24 protein-coding genes are annotated in these 23,227 nt (G+C 41.0%); 9 read left to right on the forward strand and 15 right to left on the reverse strand.

Translation table 11 applies throughout. The annotated features are described in order from the left end of the window. Positions 1 to 142: 142 nt before the first annotated feature. Genes era through CYP05_RS03860 form a run of 5 tightly spaced genes read right to left on the reverse strand, consistent with a single transcriptional unit; the run spans position 143 to position 4,567 of the window. Positions 143 to 1,012: a GTPase Era gene (era, locus tag CYP05_RS03840; protein WP_103642033.1), complete on the reverse strand. Its 870-nt coding sequence runs from the start codon at positions 1,010 to 1,012 to the stop codon at positions 143 to 145. Next, entirely contained in the window at positions 1,009 to 2,331 is a 1,323-nt protein-coding gene (gene hslU, locus CYP05_RS03845) for an HslU--HslV peptidase ATPase subunit (RefSeq protein WP_103642034.1), read from the reverse strand. The genes era and hslU overlap by 4 nt, the downstream gene beginning before the upstream one ends. An 8-nt stretch (positions 2,332 to 2,339) precedes the next feature. Continuing rightward, complete coding sequence (hslV, locus tag CYP05_RS03850) at positions 2,340 to 2,873, reverse strand: ATP-dependent protease subunit HslV (protein ID WP_002940451.1); 534 nt, start codon at positions 2,871 to 2,873, stop codon at positions 2,340 to 2,342. Further along, a complete protein-coding gene (gene rplI / locus CYP05_RS03855; protein WP_021086217.1) occupies positions 2,874 to 3,320 on the reverse strand; it encodes a 50S ribosomal protein L9 in 447 nt (148 codons plus the stop codon). It lies immediately after the preceding gene. Positions 3,321 to 3,343: 23 nt separating this feature from the next. Then, positions 3,344 to 4,567 (reverse strand): argininosuccinate synthase, encoded by a 1,224-nt coding sequence (locus CYP05_RS03860; protein WP_103642035.1) that lies wholly within the window; start codon positions 4,565 to 4,567, stop codon positions 3,344 to 3,346. Between the two features lie 223 nt (positions 4,568 to 4,790). Between CYP05_RS03860 and CYP05_RS10115 the strand changes: the two genes are divergently transcribed. Genes CYP05_RS10115 through CYP05_RS03895 form a run of 7 tightly spaced genes read left to right on the forward strand, consistent with a single transcriptional unit; the run spans position 4,791 to position 10,362 of the window. Then, positions 4,791 to 5,795, forward strand: a complete 1,005-nt coding sequence (locus CYP05_RS10115; RefSeq protein WP_103642036.1) for a TonB-dependent receptor plug domain-containing protein — start codon at positions 4,791 to 4,793, stop codon at positions 5,793 to 5,795. A gap of 44 nt (positions 5,796 to 5,839) precedes the next feature. Then, on the forward strand, positions 5,840 to 6,889 hold the full coding sequence (locus CYP05_RS10120; protein ID WP_258031510.1) for a TonB-dependent receptor domain-containing protein: 1,050 nt from the start codon (positions 5,840 to 5,842) through the stop codon (positions 6,887 to 6,889). Beyond that, on the forward strand, positions 6,883 to 7,710 hold the full coding sequence (locus tag CYP05_RS03875) for an alpha/beta hydrolase (RefSeq protein ID WP_103642038.1): 828 nt from the start codon (positions 6,883 to 6,885) through the stop codon (positions 7,708 to 7,710). Before CYP05_RS10120 ends, CYP05_RS03875 begins: the two co-directional genes overlap by 7 nt. Positions 7,711 to 7,743: 33 nt before the next feature. Then, positions 7,744 to 7,989 carry an RNA-binding S4 domain-containing protein gene (locus CYP05_RS03880; RefSeq protein WP_103642039.1) on the forward strand — a complete coding sequence of 82 codons (246 nt, stop codon included), beginning with the start codon at positions 7,744 to 7,746 and terminating at the stop codon, positions 7,987 to 7,989. Further along, positions 7,989 to 8,387, forward strand: a complete 399-nt coding sequence (tsaE, locus tag CYP05_RS03885; RefSeq protein WP_103642040.1) for a tRNA (adenosine(37)-N6)-threonylcarbamoyltransferase complex ATPase subunit type 1 TsaE — start codon at positions 7,989 to 7,991, stop codon at positions 8,385 to 8,387. Before CYP05_RS03880 ends, tsaE begins: the two co-directional genes overlap by 1 nt. After that, positions 8,380 to 9,108, forward strand: coding sequence for an LPS export ABC transporter ATP-binding protein (lptB, locus tag CYP05_RS03890; protein WP_009293825.1), 729 nt, complete (start codon positions 8,380 to 8,382; stop codon positions 9,106 to 9,108). Before tsaE ends, lptB begins: the two co-directional genes overlap by 8 nt. Positions 9,109 to 9,111: 3 nt before the next feature. Beyond that, positions 9,112 to 10,362 carry an RNA polymerase factor sigma-54 gene (locus tag CYP05_RS03895; RefSeq protein ID WP_258031511.1) on the forward strand — a complete coding sequence of 417 codons (1,251 nt, stop codon included), beginning with the start codon at positions 9,112 to 9,114 and terminating at the stop codon, positions 10,360 to 10,362. Here CYP05_RS03895 and CYP05_RS03900 read toward each other — a convergent pair whose 3' ends face one another. Next, positions 10,363 to 11,121, reverse strand: coding sequence for a hypothetical protein (locus CYP05_RS03900; protein ID WP_103642042.1), 759 nt, complete (start codon positions 11,119 to 11,121; stop codon positions 10,363 to 10,365). A gap of 117 nt (positions 11,122 to 11,238) precedes the next feature. On the opposite strand from CYP05_RS03900, the gene CYP05_RS03905 reads away from it, so the two are divergent. Further along, the gene (locus CYP05_RS03905; protein WP_103642043.1) at positions 11,239 to 11,973 is read left to right on the forward strand and encodes an imidazole glycerol phosphate synthase; all 735 of its coding nucleotides are present in this window, start codon (positions 11,239 to 11,241) and stop codon (positions 11,971 to 11,973) included. On the opposite strand, the gene murG is transcribed toward CYP05_RS03905, so the two are convergent. After that, positions 11,965 to 12,987 carry an undecaprenyldiphospho-muramoylpentapeptide beta-N-acetylglucosaminyltransferase gene (gene murG / locus CYP05_RS03910; protein WP_103642044.1) on the reverse strand — a complete coding sequence of 341 codons (1,023 nt, stop codon included), beginning with the start codon at positions 12,985 to 12,987 and terminating at the stop codon, positions 11,965 to 11,967. The genes CYP05_RS03905 and murG overlap by 9 nt on opposite strands. Continuing rightward, a complete protein-coding gene (locus CYP05_RS03915) occupies positions 12,984 to 14,144 on the reverse strand; it encodes a peptidoglycan glycosyltransferase FtsW (RefSeq protein ID WP_103586109.1) in 1,161 nt (386 codons plus the stop codon). The genes murG and CYP05_RS03915 overlap by 4 nt, the downstream gene beginning before the upstream one ends. A 91-nt stretch (positions 14,145 to 14,235) precedes the next feature. On the opposite strand from CYP05_RS03915, the gene murI reads away from it, so the two are divergent. Next, positions 14,236 to 15,024 carry a glutamate racemase gene (gene murI / locus CYP05_RS03920; protein WP_103642045.1) on the forward strand — a complete coding sequence of 263 codons (789 nt, stop codon included), beginning with the start codon at positions 14,236 to 14,238 and terminating at the stop codon, positions 15,022 to 15,024. 69 nt (positions 15,025 to 15,093) lie between these two features. On the opposite strand, the gene CYP05_RS03925 is transcribed toward murI, so the two are convergent. The 7 genes from CYP05_RS03925 to CYP05_RS03955 all read right to left on the reverse strand — a co-directional run bounded on the left by CYP05_RS03925 (position 15,094) and on the right by CYP05_RS03955 (position 23,153). Continuing rightward, positions 15,094 to 15,684: a DedA family protein gene (locus CYP05_RS03925; RefSeq protein WP_103642046.1), complete on the reverse strand. Its 591-nt coding sequence runs from the start codon at positions 15,682 to 15,684 to the stop codon at positions 15,094 to 15,096. A 157-nt stretch (positions 15,685 to 15,841) separates the two neighbouring features. Then, positions 15,842 to 16,621 (reverse strand): MetQ/NlpA family ABC transporter substrate-binding protein, encoded by a 780-nt coding sequence (locus tag CYP05_RS03930; protein ID WP_103569624.1) that lies wholly within the window; start codon positions 16,619 to 16,621, stop codon positions 15,842 to 15,844. A gap of 76 nt (positions 16,622 to 16,697) precedes the next feature. Then, positions 16,698 to 17,480, reverse strand: coding sequence for a MetQ/NlpA family ABC transporter substrate-binding protein (locus tag CYP05_RS03935; protein ID WP_103642047.1), 783 nt, complete (start codon positions 17,478 to 17,480; stop codon positions 16,698 to 16,700). Between the two features lie 258 nt (positions 17,481 to 17,738). Beyond that, positions 17,739 to 18,413, reverse strand: coding sequence for a methionine ABC transporter permease (locus tag CYP05_RS03940; RefSeq protein WP_103642048.1), 675 nt, complete (start codon positions 18,411 to 18,413; stop codon positions 17,739 to 17,741). Then, on the reverse strand, positions 18,413 to 19,369 hold the full coding sequence (locus CYP05_RS03945; protein ID WP_103642049.1) for a methionine ABC transporter ATP-binding protein: 957 nt from the start codon (positions 19,367 to 19,369) through the stop codon (positions 18,413 to 18,415). Before CYP05_RS03945 ends, CYP05_RS03940 begins: the two co-directional genes overlap by 1 nt. A gap of 32 nt (positions 19,370 to 19,401) precedes the next feature. After that, positions 19,402 to 20,388, reverse strand: coding sequence for a diaminopimelate dehydrogenase (locus CYP05_RS03950; protein ID WP_103642050.1), 987 nt, complete (start codon positions 20,386 to 20,388; stop codon positions 19,402 to 19,404). A 143-nt stretch (positions 20,389 to 20,531) separates the two neighbouring features. Then, complete coding sequence (locus CYP05_RS03955) at positions 20,532 to 23,153, reverse strand: valine--tRNA ligase (RefSeq protein ID WP_103642051.1); 2,622 nt, start codon at positions 23,151 to 23,153, stop codon at positions 20,532 to 20,534. Between the last annotated feature and the right edge of the window lie 74 nt (positions 23,154 to 23,227).

Genomic DNA, 23,227 nt, shown 5'->3' on the forward strand with positions numbered 1-23,227 from the left:
ACTATTGTGGTAACGAAATCCTTTGTAATCATACGGATCCAGTACGATAACAGAATTTTTATCATTTTTTATAATTTTTGCCATATATTAAAACCATCTTACAAAATTGCAAAAAATATTTTAATATCTTCAAAATAAAAAATCAATAGCCGATTATCTGATTTAGGCTCTTTTCTTCTTTACTCCAGCCTTTTTTAACGACTACATCGAGCTTTAGAAAGACCTTTGTGTTGGTTAAATTTTGTATTAACTTTCTTGCAAAAATTCCTATTCTTTTAATGGTTTCACCATTTTTTCCGATGATCATGCTTTTATGGATGTCACGCTCTGTGATGATGCTAGCATAAATTTCAGTTATGCCAGTTTTTTCTTTTACACTTTTTATGATCGCATCACTAAGGTAAGGTATCTCATCGCTTAAATTTTCATAGATCGCTTCAAGTATAAATTCTCTAAAAATTTCCTTCTCATTTGTCGGCGTGAGAAATTCTGGATCATAAAAGTACTCATGCTCTGGCAAAAGCTTGCAAATTTCATCAAGAAGCGGTTTTTTATAGGTAGGCTGCTTGGTACTAAAAGTAAGCAAAGCTGCAAATTTTTCTTGAAATTTTTGATACTGAGTAATCTTTTCAAGCACTTTTGCGTTTGAGCTCTCATCGACTTTTGTTAGCACTAAGATGTGTGGTTTTTCAGGATTTAGAGCCAAAAATTTCTCATAGTCGCTTGTATCATCATGGATAGGCGCTAAAAATACGATGAGATCGCAGTCTCCCATCGATTTCATAGCTTGGTTTATTAGTAGTTGATTTATCGCCTTGTTGCTCTCGTGAAGCCCTGGCGTGTCGGTGAAGATGATCTGATCTTCACCGTTCATCACGATGCCATTTATCTTTCTGCGAGTTGCGTTTTGCTTGTGCGAGACAATGGCGATCTTTTCGTTCAATAAGGCATTTAAAAACGAGCTTTTGCCAGCATTTGTGCGTCCTATGATGCTAACAAAGCCCGATTTCAAAGTATATACCTCGCTAGATCTTGATCCTCAACCACGTCTTTTAGGCGCTCTTTTACAAGCTCTTTTGTCACGTTTATCTTCTCGCCGCTCTTTTCGCTAGCCTCAAAGCTGATATCTTCTATCACGCACTCGATCACCGTGTGAAGGCGTCTAGCACCGATGTCTTCCATCTTTTCATTTGCCGCGTGAGCGATCCTTGCTATCTCTTTTATCGCTTCATCGTCAAATTCTAGCTCAACATTTTCAGTTGAAAGAAGTGCGATGTATTGTTTTAAAAGCGAATTTTTTGGCTGGGTTAAAATTTGATAAAGCGCGTCCTCATCAAGGCTATCAAGCTCGACCCTTAGTGGAAAACGGCCTTGAAGCTCTGGGATGAGATCGCTTGGTTTGCTTATATGAAAGGCGCCAGCTGCGATAAATAAAATATGATCTGTCTTTAAATTTCCAAATTTAGTATTTACATTTGAGCCCTCAACGATAGGTAGCAAGTCTCTTTGCACGCCTTCTTTGCTAGGGTCTTGCCTGTTTGAGCTACCTGAGCCAACGGCTACCTTATCGATCTCGTCTATAAAGATGATGCCTTCGTTTTCAGCTCTTCTTAAAGCCTCAGTTTTTACGCTCTCAAGGTCTAAAATTTTATCATTTGCTTCGCTTTGAAGGGCTTTTTTAGCGTCTTTTACCTTCATCTCTTTTTTGATGTTTTTGCCGCCGATACCAATTATCTTTATAAAGCTCTCTTGCATCTGCGCCATATCAGGTGGCACGTTTGAGCCAGCTTCAAGTGGGTTTTGTTGCACCTCTATCTCAATGCTTAGCTCGTCAAGCTCGCCGTTTCTTAGCCTATTTAGCATTTTTTCATAGCTCTTTGCGTACTCTGCTTGCTTCTCTTCGCTTGCACCTTTTGGCAGTGGTGGAAGTAGCTTTGAGACGATCTTTTCTTCGATGTAGGCATTTATCTTGTCTTGATTTTTCTCGCTTTGCTCGTTTTTTACGAGATTATATGATGCCATGGCAAGGTCTCTTACCATGCTCTCAACGTCACGACCAACAAAGCCAACCTCGGTATATTTGCTAGCCTCGACCTTGATAAAAGGCAGTCCCATTATCTTTGAAAGACGCCTTGCGATCTCAGTTTTACCAACGCCAGTTGAGCCGATCATCAAAATATTTTTTGGCATGATGTCATCTTGCAAGCTCTTTTCAAGCTTCATGCGGCGATAGCGGTTGCGAAGTGCGATCGCTATGATCTTTTTGGCATCCTTTTGACCGATCACATAGTCATCTAAAAATTTAACAATTTCTCTTGGTGTTAAGTTCATTTTCTCTCTTATTCTAAAACATAAGTTTTGATGTTTGTATTTGTATAGATGCAAATTTCGCCGGCGATCTTGAGGCTCTCTTTGACTAGCTCCTCTTCGTCGATATCGGCAAATTTATCTAAGGCACGGGCCGCTGAAAGGGCGTAGTTACCGCCGCTTCCGATAGCTGCTATCTTGCCATCTTCTGGTTCTACTACATCACCAGTGCCACTAAGTAAGAAAATTTTATCCCTATCAAGCACAAGCATCATCGCTTCAAGCTTTCTTAGATACTTGTCTTTGCGCCACTCTTTGCTAAATTCTATCACCGCCTTTAGCAAGTCCCCCTTTGTATGTTCTAAATTTTTCTCAAACATGTCAAAGAGATTAAACGCGTCAGCAGTGCTGCCAGCAAAGCCAGCTAGGACTTTGCCGTTGTGAATTTTGCGAATTTTTACAGCATTGCCTTTTAAGACGGTGTTGCCAAAGCTCACCTGTCCATCGCCACCGATGACCGCTTTATTTTTGCCTTTGTAGGCTAAGATGGTTGTCGCATGAAACATCTACTCTCCTTGCACATCAACCTTTAAGGTCGCATTTATCGAGTGTCCAAGCTTTATAGAGACGTCATAAAGACCAACTGCTTTTAGGTGAGTGTCCAGGTCGATAGCCTTTTTCTCAACTACCAAATGATGTGTCTTTTCAAGCTCTGCTGCGATCTCCTCTTTTGAAACTGAGCCAAAAAGCGAGCCATTTGCACCAAGAGTTTTCTTGACGACGACTGTCACTTTTGCAAGCTCTTCTTTAAGCTTTTCTAAATTTGCGATCTCATATTTTAGCTCTTCAGCCTTTCTTTTTTGAGCCGCTTCATATTGACGAAGGACATCTGGAGTGGCTGCTTTTGCAAAGCCTTTGCCGATTAAAAAGTTGTTGCCATAGCCATCTTTTACCTCTTTTATCTCGCCAGCTTTGCCAAGAGCCTTTACATCTTTTATTAGTAGTACTTTCATTTTTATCCTTTTAAATTTTATTTTTAGTCAAATTTTCGCCCATTTTTGCGTGCGATGATGAAACGAAGCGCATTTAGTTTGATAAATCCAGCTGCATCTTTTTGGTCATAAACGCTGTCTTCTTCAAACGTGCAGTACGCCTCGCTAAATAGATTATCATCTTTGCTGTTTCTACCAAGGATAGTCACATTGCCTTTATAAAGCTCAACTTTTACAGAGCCATTTACGTGCTCTTGGCTCTTGTCGATGAGAGCTTGAAGCATATTTCGCTCAGGTGACCACCAGTAGCCGTTGTAGATTAGCTCGGCGTATTTTGGCATGATCTCATCTTTTAAGTGAGCCGCACCGCGGTCAAGCGTGATGCTCTCTATCGCTCTGTGAGCTTTTAGCATTATCGTGCCGCCAGGAGTTTCGTAGCAGCCGCGGCTCTTCATACCAACTGAGCGGTTTTCTACGATGTCAAGTCTGCCGATGCCGTGTTTTGCACCAAGGCGGTTTAGCTCGGTTAAAATTTCAGCTGGGCTCATTTTTTTACCGTTTATACTCACTGGATCGCCTTTTTCATAGCCTATCTCGATGATCTCGCTCTTATCTGGAGCATCTTTTGGGCTTACTGTCCATCTCCACATATCATCTTCTGGTGCGTGACTTGGGTCTTCAAGTACTAAGCCCTCGTAGCTTATGTGAAGTAAATTTGCGTCCATTGAGTATGGGCTTTTGCCTGGTTTTTTGGTGATATCTATGCCGTTTTTCTCAGCGTATGCTAATAGCTTTTCACGGCTGTTTAGATCCCACTCGCGCCATGGAGCGATGATAGTTAGGTTGTCGCCAAGTGCGTAGTAGCCAAGCTCAAAGCGAACTTGGTCGTTGCCTTTGCCTGTTGCTCCGTGGCTCACGCCATCAGCGCCAACAAGTCTTGCGATCTCGCTTTGGCGTTTTGCGATTAGTGGGCGCGCGATTGATGTGCCAAGTAGATATTCACCATCATAGACTGCGTTTGCTCTAAACATTGGAAATACATAATCACGTACAAATTCTTCTCTTAAGTCTTCTATAAAAATATTTTCAGGTTTTACACCAAGTGCTAGGGCTTTTTTGCGTGCAGGCTCTAGCTCTTCGCCTTGTCCGATGTCAGCTGTAAATGTGACTACTTCGCATTTGTATTCGTCTTGAAGCCACTTTAAAATAATACTTGTGTCAAGTCCGCCTGAGTATGCTAAAACAACTTTTTTTACATCTTTTTTCATAGCTGTCCTTTTGTTGAAATGGTCGTATTTTAGCCTAAATTGATTAATCTTTAATAAATTAATCTAAATTATAATGTAAGCATTATTTTAAAAAAACTCCATAGCTATTTTTATAAAAATTTATCATTTACAATTATGATAATTAATATTGTTTTTATGCTTGCTTTGTTAAATTTGCGTTTCTCTTTCATTATCAAAGATTAAATTTAACAAAAGGATATCCGTGAATAGATCAAAATTTATCGCCATTTGCCTTAGCGCTTGTGTAGCAAATTCTCTCTATGCAGTAGAGAAAGAGAACAATGAAACTAAGCTAGATGGCGTCGTAGTAAGTGCGAGTGGCTTTTCGCAGCAGATAAAAGAAGCCCCTGCAAGCATCAGTGTGATAAGTGGCGATGAGCTTACAAAAGATAGCTTTACCTCACTTCACTCAATCGCCCAAAAAGTGCCAGGCGTAAATGTCGTCGGCGGCGAGGACGGGGCAGCTAGTGGCATCTCGATACGCGGCATGGAGAAGCCTCAAACGCTAGTTTTGATTGATGGCAAAAGAGTAAATTCAAGCAGCGCAAATCCAAAGGGCGGAGCAGGGGATATGAACTCAAATTTCATCCCACCAGCTGAGGCGATCGAGCGTATAGAGGTCATCCGTGGCCCTATGAGTTCGCTTTATGGTAGCGACGCGGTTGGAGGAGTTATAAATATCATTACCAAAAAGGACTTTTCAAAATTTAGTGGTAACGTCGGCATCTCAACCACGATAAACACTCACAAAGGCATAGGAGACGGCAGACAGGGCGACTTTTATCTAAATTTACCTCTTTATAAAGAGCTTTTTGCGCTTCAGCTTTGGGGATATAAAAAGCTAAGAGATGAGGATAACTACAAAGGTGGCTATCAAAAGAGCGATAAGAGAAATTTAAGCGCAAAGCTTTGGATCACTCCAGATGAACACAATAAATTTTTTATCCTTGGCTCAAGTGAAAAACACGACTACTCGCGCACCGTCGGCAAAACAGCCACCACAAAGACAAATAAGGTTTTAAACGCCTATGACTACGAGAAAAAGAGCTATGGCGTTGGCTACCTTGGCGAATTTGATAGTCTAAATGCCGATATCAGCTACATTTATGACCAGACACAAAGAACGAGCCTTTTTGATAAATTTATACCAGCAAAAGCCAAAAATCACAACTTCAACTCTAAATTTACAATGGCGCACACACTCTAACTTTTGGCTATGACTTTAGCAAGCAAAATGTCGGCACGACCTTCATTGTCTCAAACGCTTCAAGAAACGGCTTAAAAGATCCAAAGACCTACTCGATGAGCGAGCATGCGGGATTTATCGAAGATGAGTGGCAAATTTTAGATGAGAAGCTCTTTTTAACGCTTGGCTCAAGGCTCACGCACAATGAATTTTTTGGCAACCACCTCTCGCCAAGAGCTTACCTAGTCTATAATGCCACAGATACGCTAAGCCTAAAAGGTGGCGTAGCAACTGGCTATAAAACCCCTGATGTCAATCAAATCTCCCCAGAAGTAGGCACTATTCAAAAGGCTTGGAGTATAGTTGATTTTGGCAACAAGGACCTAAAACCAGAAAAGAGCACGACTTATGAGGTTGGGGCGTATTATGACAATCAGGCTGACTTTAGGGGCTCGGTGACGCTTTTTAGAAATGAGTTTAAAGATAAGATCCTAGACACTGACGGCAGTAATGTAAATAAAATTCCAGCCTTTGGCACTTGCCCAGCAGGCACAAGGGTAAGAACAGTGGATTGCCCTGGTTGGGGAACTTACTTTAACATAGAAAGTGCGACCGTTTGGGGCGTGGAGCTAAGTGGCGACTATGACATCCTTTCAAACCTAAATTTAAGCTCAAACTACACCTATAATAAGTCAAAGATAAAAACTGGCAACCCAACGATAAATACGCCAAATGGCCCTATGAAATTTAGCGAGACAAATCTAGCTAGACTTGATGGCAAAAGCCTAACAGCAACGCCAGAGCACACACTTCACGCCACGCTTACATATAAGCCTGTAAAAAGCGTCAAGACATTTTTTGGCGCAAACTATGAGAGCAAGCTAACAAGCGTAAATTTTGGTGCTGGCAACAGAGTAAGAGAGAACACAAAAGACCTACTCACCTTCGATACAGGCATCAGCTGGGACGCAAACAAGCACCTAACTCTTAGCCTAAATGCCTACAACATCTTTGATAAAGTAAGATACGATGAGGCGCTAGCAGACGACGGCAACTACTACTGGTATCCGCAAGAGGGCAGGAGATTTTGGTTTAAGGTCGCTGCAAAATGGTAAGAACCTTTAAATTTTTGCTTTTTACACTTGGTGTGATGCAGACTTTGCACGCAGGACCTAGCCAAACGCCTGAGCCACTTAGCCAAAAAGCTGCTAGTAAATTTGAAATTTCAACCTTTAAAATGAGCGCAAATGATGAAATTTATAAAATTTTCACAGCCAAGCTAAAGGGGCAAAATGAGTTTAAAAATGTGCTTTTCTTGCTTGACGCAAATGCCCAGTTTAACATGCTTTTAAATGAATTTGATAGCAAGGCTGCCCCACTAATAATAGGCGTAGGATATGACAGCAACAAAAGCTACGAAGTAAAAAAACGCACAAGAGATCTCACGCCAAAGGCAGAGGGCGAGGAGTTTAGCAAGGGTGGGGGCGCAGATGCGTTTTACCACTTTTTGACTAAAAATTTAGTGCCACTAATTGATGAGAAATTTAACGTGCAAAGCAGCCAAAAAAGCCTTTATGGACACTCTTTTGGCGGGCTTTTTACGCTCTATGCCTTGCTTAAAAATGAGGGCGTATTTTCAAATTTCTTTATCGCTTCGCCATCTCTTTGGTGGGGTGAGTCTGAAATTTTAAAGCAAAATGTGAGCGAGGGTAAATTTAAAGAGAAAATAAGAGCTAAATTTGTCTTTCTCAGCGTTGGCGAACTTGAAAAGAGAAAGGGCAAAACAGACAAAGCTGGCATTTTAAAGGCGAGCGATCTAGCCCAAATTTTAAAGCAAAGCGGCGTAAATTCTCACTTTGAGCTTTTTAAAAATGAAACCCATGGCAGCGTCATACCTCTAAATTTAAAAGAGCTTTTAAAATATCTGAAGGATTAAAAATTTAAGGCTATTTTTGTTAAAATCCGCCGCATGAGAGTAGATAAATTTTTAAACGTAGTAAATATCACCAAAAGACGTGCCGTTAGCGAAGATATGTGCAAAAGCGGCGTTGTGAGCATCAACGGCGTGCAGGCAAAAGCGGCAAAAGATGTAAAGATCGGCGATGTTATCACTATCAAATTTCTAACACATGAGGCGAGATACGAGGTGCTAGCGATCCCGACTACAAAAAGCATACCAAAAAGCGCTCAAAGCGAATATGTAAAAGAGCTTTGATGGTTTTTGAGCTTTTAGAAAATGAGCTAGACCAGCTTGTGCGGGTGCTGCCAAAAAGTGGCGTGGTGCTACTAAGCGGCGATCTAGCAAGTGGCAAAACGACGCTTGTAAAGGCGATCATCAAGGCTCACGGGATAGACGAGAGCGTGACGTCGCCGACATTTTCTTTGATGCAAATTTATGGTAAAGATATCTACCACTACGACATTTACCAGATCGGATTTGACGGGATGGCAAAAAACGGCCTTTTTGAAAATTTATTTGAAGAGGGGCTTCATCTAGTAGAGTGGGGCGATGAAAATTTAGAAAAAGCTCTAAAGAAAAACGGCGAGAGCTATACATTAGTAAAAATTTCTCCTAGCAAAAATGGCAGAAAATACGAGGTTATAAGTGCATAAACTAGAAGTAAAAGATCTAAAAAAGACGATTAAGAAAAGTGAGATCATAAAAGGTATATCTTTAGAGGTAAATAGCGGCGAAGTCGTGGGGCTTCTTGGGCCAAATGGCGCTGGAAAGACGACCACTTTTTATATGATCTGCGGGCTCATCTCGCCAACTAGCGGAGATGTCTTTTTAAACGACGAAAAGATCACAAATGTCCCGCTTCACAAAAGAGCGCACCTTGGTATTGGCTATTTGCCGCAAGAATCAAGCATATTTAAAGAGCTAAGCGTAGAAGAAAATTTGCTCCTTGGGGCTGAAATTTTAAATCAAAGCAAAGAAGAGATCTCTAAAAGAGTAAATGAGATGCTAAATATGCTAAACATCGAGCCTATCCGCCTAAGAAAGGGCGTTAGTCTAAGTGGCGGCGAGCGCAGACGCTGTGAGATCGCTAGAAGCCTCATCATAAAGCCAAAATTTTTGCTACTTGATGAGCCATTTGCAGGCGTCGATCCTATCGCAGTTAGCGACATCCAAAGCATCGTTAGAGACCTTAAAAAGCTAGGCATCGGCGTTTTGATAACTGACCACAATGTCCGTGAGACGCTAGCCATTTGCGACAGAGCCTACGTCATCAAAGATGGCTCGCTGCTAGCAAGTGGCAGTGCTAGCGAAGTGGCAAACAACAAGCTTGTTAGAACGCACTATCTTGGCGAAGAATTTAAGCTGCTTGAGTAGATGATGCTAAGGCAAAAGCAAACTTTAGCACCAAAGATCAAACTAAACCAAACGCTAAGAAGCTGGCTTCCTATCCTTCAAAGCGGGCTTGATGAGCTAAAAGAGACGCTTGAGCCTTTTATAAAAGATAATCCATTTGCCACGATCGAACACAAAAATTTAGAAAAAAGCGAAAAAAAGCGAAATTTTTTCGAGCAGGTTAGCAAAAACTCGGTTAGCGAGAGCATCGAGGCTTTAAGCATCTATAAAGAAAGCCTCTATGAAAAGCTCGTTAGCCAGATAAATCCACCACTTTTCCCCACACAAAAGTCCCAAGATATCGCATATAAGATCATTGAGTGCTTAGATGATGAGGGCTATTTTTCTTATGATGATGAAATTTTTGCGGGCTTTAATGAGGGCGAAGTAGAGCGAGTTAGAGCGAGATTTGCCTACCTTGAGCCCTGTGGAGTGGGTGCAAAGGATGTTAAAGAGAGCTTTTTGTTTCAGCTTGGCGAGGCAGAGGCAAGTGATGAGATCATAGAGTGCGCGAAAAAGATCATCTTAAATTTTGAAAATATAGAGAAGCTTAGAAAGCTTAAATTTTATGACGACGCGCTAAAGATCATAAAGAAATTTAAAAACCCCCCAGCCATTGAGTATCTTGAAGATGAAAAAGAGGCGGTGCCTGACATCTTAGTGCTAAGCACAAGTAGTGGCATAAGCGTGCAGATAAATGACGACTATTATCCTGAAATTTCTATCGACACCGAGGGACTAGACGAGAAAGAGGCCTTTGTGAGCTCACGCATAAAAGAGGCTAGCGAGCTCATAGACGCCCTTGAGATGAGAAAGGCGACACTTTATAAGATAGGGCTCATGATAGTTGAGTATCAGTATGACTACTTTTTGGGTGGCGAGATAAAGCCTATGAAGCTAAAAGACCTAGCTGACGAGCTTGGACGCAACCCTTCAACCATCTCAAGAGCGATCGCGAACAAATATCTAAGCTCGCCAAGAGGCACGGTCGCACTTAAAAATTTCTTCGCAACTGGCTTTGACGAGGAGACTTCAAACGCCGCGATAAAGGAATTTTTGCTAGAGCTTATAAAAAACGAAGACCGCAAAAAGCCACTTTCTGATCTAAAAATCCAAGAGCTAATCCAAGCTAAATTTAACATCCAAATCGTTCGCCGAACCATCACCAAATACCGCAAAATCCTAAACATCGGCAGCTCAAGCCAGCGAAAAAAAATCTATCAGATAAACGGCTAGCTACCACTCATTTATGGCAAAAAGCGTGGCTTTGCGCATCTGCGTAAAAAGCTCACCGCTAAGCTCGTCATACTCTTTTCCGCGTTTTTTATGCTGCGCCAAGCCTGCCGCGTCGTCATTCCATGAGCCCATGCCGCCAAAGACATCTGCCACACTTGCCGCAGTAAAAAGGGCTAAATTTAGCTTTGGCATAAGTGGCGCATTTAGGATATTTTGCTCTATATTTTCTGGCTCATTTAGCGCTTTTAGCCCCTTTCTAAAGCAGTCGCCAAAATTCTCACACTCTATCTCATCTGCAAATTTAGAGATCCTTGTTAGGATATCTTTAAACTCCAAAGTGTTATCGCTAAATTTTTGAATTTCTGGCGTGCCATCTAGGATAAATTCTTTATAGACTATATCCCAGCCCTTTTTATCTTCTTCAAAGCTCCAGTGCGGCACGAAGTAGCTCATCTTATCTTTATAAATGCAAAGAATTGACTTGTAGCTTACATTTGAAAAGCCTTGTAGCGAGCGCTCCTCTGATGAGACGGCTAAATTTGTAGCAAATCTCACGTCGCTTAGTCCAAGCTTTTTGGCATGCTTAAACCACTCATTTATACTAGCTTGCTCTCTTTTTTCTTGCTCATCCTCCAAAATATAGTCAAAAACTAGGCTTTTTATATATTTTTCACCTTTGTAGTCTAGCTCTAAATTTGACTTTAGAGCTTGCTTTATGGAGGCTACGATAATGCAAGCATTAAAAACTTCACCATTCATTTTTGCTCCTTTTTTGAGATATTTTATTAAAAGAAGTATAAATTTATCTCTTTAAGGGTTGCAAGCGAAAACTTCAGCTTTTTATAGTAAAATAGCCAAAAATTTCAAAGAGGCAAAATGGATTTTAATGAGATTGAAAAGCTGACAAGCACGCTTAAGAAAAACTTGGAAGTTATCGAAAACAACGGCGTTGTCGAGCCTGAAACAAAGATCGATGCGCTCACTTTTAATAAAAATGTCGAAGAGATCAAAAAAAGACTTTATAGCACAACAGACGAGGGCAGTTTTTTTAAAAATGTCTTTAACACTGAAGATTACTACGAAAACATTAGCTCATACCTCGAGCAGACAAACAAAAGCCTATACTACAAGATAGAAAAGGCTGGCGTGAGCCTAAAGACTAATCAAAATTTGCAGGAGAGCCTGACAAGCATCTCAAATATCATGCAAATTTTAGTCGCTGAATATCAGATACAAAATAAAAAAAAGAAAAAGAGCATCTTCTCAAGAAGTGGCGACACAGCGATGATAAGAGGGCTACTTGCAGAGCTAATGGAGCTACAAAATAGGATGAATAAAATTTTACATCTCGACTCTCAAATCGTCTCAAACGTAGTTTTGGAAAATTTTAAAACTATCTACACATTTTTTTATAACTGCATAAGGGTTGCCAAACAAAGGGGCGATGAGCTACTTTTGGTTGAGATCGCAGGTATCACAGATAGGATCATCGAGATGATAAGACCAGTGCTTTCAGGCAAAAGCCTAAAGACAAATGAGCTTATCTATCACTACCTTATTTACGAGCTACGAGAGCTAAAAGCTTACGCTATAGGCGAAGATCTAGCTTAAAATTTTATCCACTATCTCTTTTGCTCCATTTGGCAAAAGGATATCTTTTAGAGCTTTGCTGCTTTTGCTTAGATCAAAGCTCTCTATCATTTTTATGACTTCGTCTTTGTCTAAATTTTCGCCATTTTGCAGGCAAATTTCGGCTATGCCTTTATCTTTTAGAAATTTAGCGTTATAAAACTGGTGATTGCCAGCGGCATAAGGAAATGGCACAAAGATAGATGGCAGGGCATTTGCGCAAAGCTCCCAAAGCGAGCTAGCCCCAGCTCTTGATATGGCAAGATCAGCCTCACTCATCTTCTTTTCTATCTCTTTGCTAAAGTCAAAAATTTCTAAATTTACCTCGCTAAAGCCAAGCTCATCATATCTCTTTTTAAGCTCATCAAGGGCGTTTTTGCCGCATTGATGAATGATTTTTATCCCTTTTTCTTTAAGATATGGGGCTAAATTTATAGCTAGCTCATTTATCGCTTTTGCACCTTGTGAGCCACCTAAAAATAGTATCGTTTTTAGCTCATCTCTTGTTCTTTGGCTTTGAAAAAATTTATTTGCCACAGGATAAGGGCAGGGCGAGAGCTCATCATAAGAGCTAAAAAAGCCCTTTGCGTATGGCTTTAAAATTTTATTTAGCTTGCCAGTTACGGCATTTTGCTCGTGGATGAAAAGTGGCGTTTTTGAGATGATGGCCGCTATGGCTGCTGGTGCTGCTGAGTAGCCTCCCACGCTGATGACTGCTTTAATGCCATTTTCTTTAAAAATTTGCCTGCATTTTAGAGCTAGGCTTATGATGTTTGTTAGTGATTTTAGCTTTGCAAGGCCTCTTTTATTTACGACGCCACTGCTTGGTAAGAAGAATTTCTTTGCAAATTTATCATCATTTTCAAACCAAAATTTATCCTGACCGCTAGTTGAGCCGATAAAAATTGGCTTTATGCCTCGTCTATTTAGCTCTTCGCAAAAGCTTCTAGCGATCGCCAAATGCCCGCCAGTGCCGCCACCACAAATAACTATCATAGTTTTGCCTTTTTACTAACCATCAAGACCATGCCGATGCCGATGCATATAGCAAGCACGGAGCTGCCACCGTAGCTAAGAAATGGCACCGCGATGCCCTTGATCGGCGTGATCGATGTGATGCCGTAGCTATTCATCAAAAATGAAAATGACAAGATAAGACCGATACCAAGCGAGAATAGGTGATAGACCTTGTTTTCGCTCCTAGCTGAAATTCTAAATATCCTATAAAGTAGCGTGATAAAGATCGCTGTGATGCACAAAATGCCAAAAACGCCGACCTCTTCAGCTATGCCAGCTAGCACGAAGTCTGTATGCACCTCGCTTAAAAAGCCAAGCTTAAATATCCCAGCTCCAAGCCCCTCGCCAAAAAACTCGCCGTGTTTGATCGCATTTAGTGAGTGAGAAATTTGATATGGCTCTGGTGCGTCTGCCACTCTAAGCACATTTGCCACGCTATCTGGCAAGAAAGAGAGAACCATGTTTTGTATCGTGCCCCACCATGACTTTATACGTAAAATTCTGTGCTCAGAGCTAACTATCGCCACCGTCATAACAAAGGCAGCGCCAACAATGCCTATGCCAAAGAGCCTAACGCTAGCCCCTGCAAAAAGAGCCATCGTCACAAAGGTAAGTGCCAAAACCACAACCTGTCCAAGGTCATTTTGTAAAATAGCGATCAAAACAATGGCTACACAAAAAAGAATTAAATATGGAAAAAGTATCTTGATCTCATCCATTAAAGTTCTCTTGCCATCGCTAAATTTTCTAGTAAAACTCCATGCCAAAAAAAAGACAAAACCAACTTTGAAAAACTCAACAGGCGCAAGCGAAAAGCCAGGCAATCTAATCCAGCGTCTAGCACCGCCAGCATCAGTCACCATAGAAGCTGGCAGGGCATGCATAAGTATCATAGCGATGATGCAAAAGCCAAAAAGGCTAAACCCTATCCAGTTAAGCGCTTTGTCTGGATTTAGCCTTGAGAGCCACCACATGATGAAGATGCCGATGCAGCCGACTACAAACTGGCGTATGAAAAAGTGAAATTCGTCGTAGTTAAAAAATAAAACTGTAAAAACTGGCAAAGATAGTGAAAAAATGATACTTATGGCGATCAAAGTCGCGCAAAGATAGAAAATAACCTTATCAACTGCCAAATTTAGCTCCAACTTTAAAATGAGCCAAAGTATAATAAAAAACGGCTTACAAAGATATTATTTGCTATAATTGCAGGCTTTAAGGATGGGCATGAGGATAGGTATATTTGACTCGGGGCTTGGCGGACTTAGCGTTTTAAACGAAGCTTTAAGCAAGCTTAGTGAGCATGAATTTTTATATTACGCAGATGTGAAAAATGTCCCATACGGACAAAAGAGCAGGGATGAGATCTTAAAATTTAGCTTTGACGCGGTTAAATTTCTTATAGAAAATGGCGCAAACGCTGTCGTGGTGGCGTGTAACACTGCAACAAGCGTGGCGATAAAAGAGCTTAGAGCAAATTTAAGCGTGCCGATCATCGGCATGGAGCCAGCTGTAAAAAAAGCTCACGATCTAAGCCATAATGATGCCCTAAAAACGCTTGTCATCGCCACTCCAGTCACCGTAAATGGCGCAAAACTAAAAGAGCTAATCACAAATTTAAACGCAAAAGATAAAACCGAACTACTTGCTTTGCCTCGCCTTGTAAATTTTGCTGAAAAAGCTGAGTTTGAGAGCGAAAACGTTAAGTCATATCTAAAAGAAGAACTAGCTAAATTTGATCTAAGTAAATTTGACTTTTTGGTGCTTGGCTGCACACATTTTAACTATTTTAAAGATAGCTTAAGAGAAATTTTGCCCCCAAATATAAGCATAATAGACGGCAACGAAGGGACGGTAAACCGCCTTATAAGCGAGCTTGGGCTTAAAATTTCAAATTCAAATTTAACTCCAAATGTGAAATTTTTCTACTCTGGTGAGGAGGTTTGCGAGCAAAACGAGCTAGTGAAAATTTCAAGAAATTTAGCTCGCCTAGAAAAAATGAGAGCGATCTGCTAGGCTAAATTTAGCTAAAAATTTGAGCCAAATTTGCAAAATACATTAAATTTTATGTATTTTTATATGTATTTAGCCTTTTCTTTGCTTCATTATATAGACCGCACTTATTATCGCAACCACTGCCAAAAGAGTAATCGTGATCGTTAGAAGCGTCTGTTTGTCTGGATTTGAGCCTAGAAAGTAGCCAACTCCAAGCAAAACCGCGCACCAAATCCCAGCACCAAGTGTGGTAAATAGGCAAAATCTAAAAATGTTCATCTTAGCAAGCCCAGCAGGCAGGCTGATATATTGACGAATTCCTGGGATGAGGCGTGAGTTAAATGTTGAAATTTCGCCGTGTTTATTGAAAAATGCTTCAAATTTATCCATCTTTTCGTGAGTGATGCCAACAAATTTGCCGTATTTTAAGACGATCTCGCGTCCAAAAAAGTAGCAAAGATAGTAGTTAAAAATGGCACCAAGCAAGCTGCCAAGCGTGCCTGAGATAAAAGCAAGAACTAGGCTCATCTCGCCTTTGTGAGCTAGATATCCAGCTGGTATCATTGCCACTTCGCTTGGAAATGGAAAAAACGAGCTCTCCAAAAACATCATCACAAATATGCCAGCATAGCCCCAGCTACTCACGCTTGAAACGATAAAATCAATAATGTCATGTAGCATTTTTACTCCGAAATTTATCTTAAGTGAGGCATTGTAGCAAAGCTTTATTTACTAATAGTAACTAATAAAAGCGATAAATTTTAAAAAAGATAGTTAAAACGAAAAGCTATAAGGTTTAAATTTAAAGGCAAAAGCAGGGCGAAAGCTCGCCCCGTTTTTAAAATGCAGGTATGACCTCGCCTTTGTAGCGAGTGATGATGAAATTTTTAGTATCAGGGCTAAGCACCGCATCGACTAAAGCTTTGATCTTAGGATTGTTCTCGTTGCCAGCTCTTGTGACGATGATATTGGCGTAAGGGCTGTTGGCATCTTCAAGTAAAAGTGCGTCTTTTGCCACGCTCATGCCAAGGTCAAGGACGAAATTTGTGCTAATAGCAGCGATATCGACATCGTCAAGCGTTCTTGGGATCTGAGCGCCTTCTAGCTCGACAAATTGTAAATTCTTAGGATTTTTAGTTATGTCATTTACAGTTGCAACTTTTACATTTTTATCGATCTCTATAAGACCAGCTTTTTCTAAAATTCTAAGCGCTCTGTTGCCATTTGACGGATCGTAAGCGATCGCCACTTTTGAGCCATCTTTTAGATCTTTTATGTTTTTTATCTTTTTAGAGTAAAAGCCAAGTGGCTCGACATGGACGTTTGCAACGCTTACAAGATGCAAGCCTCTAGCCTTGTTTTGCTCCTCAAGATATGGTAAATGCTGAAAGAAATTTGCGTCTAAGCTGCCATCTTCTGTAGCGACATTTGGGATCGAATAGTCTGAAATTTCAGAGATGACAAGGTCGTAGCCCTTATCTTTTAGCTTTGGTTTTACAAATTCTAAAATTTCAGCGTGTGGCACTGGTGAGACGCCAACAATGATAGTGTGGTCCTTATCGGCTGCGTGAAGGCTTAGAGCAACTAAAGATGCGGTTAAAAGTTTGATAAATTTCATTGTTTTTCCTTTTTTGATTTGACTTGAAGCGACGCTAAAAAGGTAAAAGCTTTTACGTCGCTTTTTATAAATTTAATTAAAACGCTGGGATGATAGCGCCGTTATATTTTGTCTCGATAAATTTCTTAACTTCTGGTGAGTTGATCGCTTTATCAAGAGCCTTAGTTTTAGGACTATTCTCGTTGCCAGCTTTAACAACTACGTAGTTTACGTATGGGCTATCTTTGCTCTCGATCACAAGCGCATCTTTTGTTGGATTGAGATTTGCATTTAGCGCATAGTTTGTGTTGATAACTGCGATAGTAACGTCATCAAGCGTTCTTGGTACTTGAGCAGTCTCGATCTCTTCAAATTTAAGCTTCTTAGGGTTATCAACTATATCAAGTGGAGTTTTTAGTGGGTTGTCATTTAGCTTGATAAGTCCAGTACTTGCTATGATGTCAAGTGCGCGGCTCTCGTTTGTTGGGTCATTTGGTATAGAGACCACTGCGCCATCTTTTAGCTCTTTTATGTCTTTGATCTTTTTAGAATAAACGCCCATTGGCTCGAGGTGTACGCCAACTGTTTTTACAAGGTGAGTGCCTTTGTTTTTGTTAAATTCTTCAAGATATGGGATGTGTTGAAAGAAGTTTGCATCAAGGTCGCCGTCCTCTGTCGCAAGGTTTGGCGTGGTATAGTCGTTAAATTCTTTGATCTCGAGTGTGTAGCCATCTTTTGCCAAAATAGGCTTTACAACCTCTAAAATTTCAGCATGTGGGATAGGTGTAGCACCGACGATTATTGTTTTTGACTTGTCAGCAGCATTTGCGCTAACGCTAAGGCCTAGGGCAACTAAAGAGGTAAGAAGTAGTTTTTTCATTTGTTATCCTTTTTTAAAATTTGCCAAGCACCAAAAAAGGATAAATTTAAGCTAGAAGGTTAAATTTCTTTTTAAGCGCTTAAGCTAGTTCTAAGCACTTAAAAAGAAATTCTGTGCTTAGAGATTAGTCTTTCGACGACGCATTTTTTAGTAGGCGGCACATCTGGCACATATCTGATTTCATCTTTTGTCCTTTCAGCTAAAATTAATTTTGCAATTTTAAGAAAAAAAGCTTAAAATCAGATAAAAAATGTGGCCTTATTTTTTTGAAATTTTATAGAGATAGTTGCCAAAAACTTGAAAAATTTGAACCATTATGATAAGAATAACCACGGTGTAGAGCATGATATCTGGGCGAAATCTCTGATATCCGTAGTTTATAGCAACAGATCCTAGTCCGCCACCGCCAACTGCACCAGCCATCGCTGAAAAGCCGATATTTACGATAAGCGTTAGTGTAAATGCCGAGATGATGCCAGGGAGTGCCTCTACAAACATCACGCGAAATATGATCTGAAATTTCGAGCTACCAAAGCTTTGAGCAGCTTCTATGATGCCCTTATCAACCTCTTTTAGCGCATTTTCAATGAGCCTTGCCACAAACGGAGCAGCTCCGATAGTTAGTGGAACGATCGCAGCTGTGGTGCCGATACTTGTGCCTACGATCATTTTTGTGACCGGAAAGAGCACAATGATCAAAATGATAAACGGAAAGCTTCTAAGCACGTTTATAACGATATCAAGCACAAAATAAAGCTGCTTGTTTGGCTTTAGTCCGTCTTTGTCTGAAAGTATGAGCAAAACCGCAGGTATGAGGCCTATAGCAAAGGCGAGCAGTGTGGAGACTATGCTCATATATAGCGTCTCGCCGATAGCTGGCAAAAGTATCCTAGAAAAAACATCTGGAAATTTAGAAAAGTCAATACCAAACATCAAGCAACCTCCCACAAAACGCCACTTTGCTTGATATAGTTAAGCACGTTTTCTTTATCTTTTTCATCTATGTTTATGACAAGCGAGCCAAGGACATTGTCATTTAGCTTTTCAAGCTTGCCCCAGACTATGTTAAAGTCGATGTTTAGGCTTCTAGCCATGTGTGTTATCACGCTGTTTTGAGCCACTTCTTTTGGAAAGAATAGCCTGATATTTGTGCCAGTACTCGGCAAAATTTCGACTTCACCCAAAAACTCTTTCATCTTCTCGTCTGGCTTTAAAAATAGCTCTTCAATGCTTCCAGAGCCTATTATCTTACCGCCTTCAAGCAAAATCGCGCATTTTGCGATCGATTTTACTACCTCCATCTCGTGCGTAACGATGACGACGCTAATGTCTAGCTCTTTGTTTATCTTTTCAAGCAATTCTAAAATTTGATTTGTCGTGTTTGGATCAAGAGCCGAAGTCGCCTCGTCGCTTAGTAAAATTTTAGGATTTAAAGCAAGCGCTCTAGCGATAGCGACGCGCTGTTTTTGTCCGCCACTTAGCTCGCTTGGATAGCTATTTGCCTTGTTTTCAAGACCGACTAAATTTAAAAGTTCTCTTACTCTTTTTTCGGTCTTGTCGCTTTTATATCCCCAAAATTTAAGCGGAGTAGCCACGTTTTCAAAGACATTTTTCCTAGCCATCAGGGCAAAATGCTGAAATATCATTCCGACATCTCGCCTTAAAATTCTTTGCTGCATCTCATCTAATTTTTTTATCTCTTGATCAAAGACTTTTAAGCTCCCGCCTTGATAGCTCTCTAGGCCGTTTATGCACCTTAAAAGTGTTGACTTGCCAGCGCCGCTGTGTCCTACAATAGCAAAAATTTCACCCTTTGCAACCTCTAGATTTACATCATAAAGGATCTGCGTACCGCCATAGAATTTGGTTAAATTTTCTATTTTTATCACTAAATTTTCCTTATTTTTAAAACTGTGCCATCTTATAAAATTTCTCGCCTTAGCTCCTCAACGCTCTTTGGCGAAAGAAGCGCCGGAGCGATGTCAAACACGCTAAATGCGCCGCTTTCGCCTCTTTTTGCTAAGCGATATGCCGCGCGGGCGTAGGCAACGAGCACGCTTGCGGTAAATTCGGGATTTGAATCAAGCTTTAGCGAAAACTCGATCAGGTGTTTATTTTCGCCGCGCTCGCCCGTAGCTCCGCTTCGCAAAACAAAACCACCGTGAGGTATACCGCCGTGCTCCTTTTTAAGCGTCGCAAGATCTATAAAATGCACGCTCGTGTCGTAGTCGGCAAAGTAGTTTGGCATCGTTTTTATCTCATGCTCGATGCGTGCCTTATCGGCACCTTCTTCGGCTACGACGTAGCACTCGCGCAGGTGTTTTTCGCGCGTGTTAAGTTTCGGATTTTCGCCTGCGCGGACTCGCTCCAAGGCGCTTTCTATCGGTACGGTGTATTGGCGGGCGTCCACGACGCCCTCGATCCTGCGGATGGCGTCTGAGTGACCTTGGCTCACGCCTTTACCCCAAAACGTATAACTGCTGCCGTTTTCTAGCACGCTCTCGCCAAATAGTCTATTTAGTGAAAATAGCCCCGGGTCCCAGCCAACAGCGATGACGCCTACATTGCCACCTTTTTTAGCAGCAGCATCCACTGCGGCAAAGTGCTCTGGGATTTTAGCGTGCGTGTCAAAGCTATCGACGACATTAAACTCTTTTGCAAACTCTGGCGTCTGCGTTGGAAGGTCGGTTGCGCTGCCACCGCAAAGCACCAAAACATCAAATTTGCCCTTGTGCGATAAAATTTCATTCACGCTAAATACTGGCGTGCCGCACGTTTTTACCTCGCTTGGATCTCTGCGGCTAAAGACTGCTGTTAGCTCTAAATCCTTGCTATTTCGCACCGCAAGCTCGACGCCGCGACCTAAATTTCCATATCCTAAAACTGCTATTTTTATTTTTTCACTCATTTTTTATCCTTTAAATTTACATGCAAGATAGTGCAGGGCGATAAATTTCACTTTAGCAAGACAATGTATTAGCGCCAAGGGTAGCGTGGCAACTACAAGCTGCCAAAGATAAAAACGCCACCCTTCAACTTTTGCCGCAAAACCTACTCGCCAAGAGCTTCTAGCTCTTCGCATACTTTTTTAAATTTAGCCTCAGCGCTTTGCAAAGCCTCTTTGTTTGTCTCTATGACCTCTTTTGGTGCGTTTTCTACGAAATTTTGGTTATTTAGCATGCCTGAGAGTTTGGCGATCTCTTTTTCAAGCTTTGTCTTTTGAGATCTTAGTCTTGTAATGATACCACTCATATCAAGCCCTTCAAGTGGGACAAATGCCTCTAAATTTTCGCTCACATCTCTTATTGAATTTTCGATCTTTTCATCTACAAAGCCGATCTCTTCGCATTTTGCAAGCAGCTTGATATACTCTTTTACCTCGTCAAGATCTATTTTGTCATTAAATTTAACAAAGGCTTTTGTTATCTTTGAGTTGCCAAGATCGATGGTCGCTTTTGCACGGCGAATAGCCACGATCGCTTCGATAACTAGCTCAAATTTCTTCTCAACCTCTAAATTTCGCTCTTTTACCTCTGGATAGCTCATCACCATTATTGATTTTGCATTTTCAAGCTGTGTGCCGCTAAGCTCTTGAAATAGATACTCTGAAAGAAATGGCATGAAAGGATTTAGCAGCTTCATCGCCTCTTTAAATATACTTCCAAGCTCTTTTACGCTCGCTTTATCAGCCTTGCTTAGCTCGATGCCCCAGTCGCAAAACTCATCCCAAAGGAATTTATAAAGTGTGTTTGCTGCGTCATTGAAGCGGTAAGCGTCGATGTTTTCGCGCACCTCTCTCACGCACTCGTTAAAGCGACTATTCATATAAATGCCAAGCTTTGTTTGAAGCTTGATGTCTTCTAAATTTTCAAACTTGCTTTCATTTAGCATGAGATATTTGCTTGCGTTATAAAGTTTGTTGGTGAAATTTCTTACCTGCTTCATCTTAGCGTCGCTTAGCTTGATATCGCGTCCTTGAACGGCTAGAAGAGTTAGCGTAAAGCGCAAGATATCAGCGCTATACTCATTTATGCTATCAAGCGGGTCGATGACGTTGCCAAGGCTTTTACTCATCTTTCTACCAAACTCATCTTTTACAAGCGCGTGTAGGTAGATGTCGTCAAATGGCAGCTTGCCAAGGGCATTTTCACCCTGAAACATCATCCTAGCAACCCAGAAAAATAATATATCAAAGCCAGTGATGAGTAGGTTGTTTGGATAAAATTCAGCCAAATCGCCTTCAAACCATTTTTCATTTTTTAGCTCACTTTCATTGCCCCAGCCAAGCGTGCTAAATGGCCAAAGACCAGAGCTAAACCACGTATCTAGCACGTCTGGGTCTTGGTGGATGTTTTTACTTTTGCACTTTTTGCACTCGCACGGCTCTCCCTCGTCAGCCCACATGTGACCGCAATCATCGCAGTAAAATACTGGAATTTGGTGTCCCCACCAAAGCTGGCGTGAGATACACCAGTCTCTTAGCTCTCTCATCCACGCGTTAAAGCTGTTTATCCAGTGCGGCGGGTAAAATTTAGCAAGGCTCTCTGAGACTTTTTGTATAGCTTCGTCTGCGATCTCTTTTTTGACAAACCATTGCTTTGAGATGTATGGCTCGACGACGTTTTTGCAGCGGTAGCAGTAACCTACTTGATTTTCGTAGTCCTCTATCTTTTCAATATTGCCAAGTTTTTCAAGCTCTGCTACTACGATATCTCTAGCCTCAAGCCTCTCAAGTCCTGCAAATTTATCGCACTTGTCGTTTAAGATGCCCTTTTCGTCAAAGACAGTGATAAACTCAAGGTTGTGTTTTTTGCCAACTTCGTAGTCGTTTTGATCGTGCGCAGGCGTGACCTTAACAAGGCCTGTTCCAAACTCCATATCAACGTGTTCGTCTGCGATGATCTCGATCTCTCTATTTATGATAGGCAGCACTACCTTTTTGCCGATTAAATTTTTATAGCGCTCGTCGTTTGGATTTACCATTACGGCCGTATCACCGAAATATGTTTCAGGTCTGGTGGTCGCAACAACAACAAATTCGCTTGGCTTATCTGCAAAGTAGTATCTCAAATGATAAAGCTTGCCTTTATTTTCTTTGTGCTCGACCTCGATGTCAGAGAGTGCGCCATCGTGCGTACACCAGTTTATCATGTAGTTTTTCTGGACTATTAGCCCTTTGTCGTATAAATTTACAAAGGCTTTTTTCACAGCTTTTCTTAAGCCCTCATCCATAGTAAATCTCTGGCGTGACCAAGCTGGAGTGATGCCAAGCTTTCGCATCTGATGAACGATCATACCGCCACTTTTTTCTTTCCACTCCCACACTTTTTCTACAAATTTCTCACGTCCAAGCTCTTCTTTTTTGATCCCTTGAGCTAAAAGCTGCTTTTCAACGACGTTTTGAGTAGCGATACCAGCATGGTCAAGTCCTGGTTGCCAAAGTGTCTTGTAGCCGTCCATCCTCTTGTAGCGAGTCATAATATCTTGAAGTGTGAAGGTTAGGGCGTGTCCGATGTGAAGCGAGCCAGTCACGTTTGGAGGTGGCATCATAATAGAAAATTTACGTCCATCTTTTTGGATATCTTTGTTTGCGTCTATCTCGAAATATCCGCGTTCTTCCCAAATTTTATAAAATTTGTCTTCTATCTCTTTTGCATTGTAAAATTCTGCCACTTTTCTCTCCTCAGTTTCGTTTAAAAAATGCTTAATGTTATCTAAAATTTGTTTAAAAAAATCTTTGCAAAAGT

Origin of the sequence: Campylobacter concisus (assembly GCF_002913545.1) — a bacterium.
Taxonomy (GTDB): domain Bacteria; phylum Campylobacterota; class Campylobacteria; order Campylobacterales; family Campylobacteraceae; genus Campylobacter_A; species Campylobacter_A concisus_AV.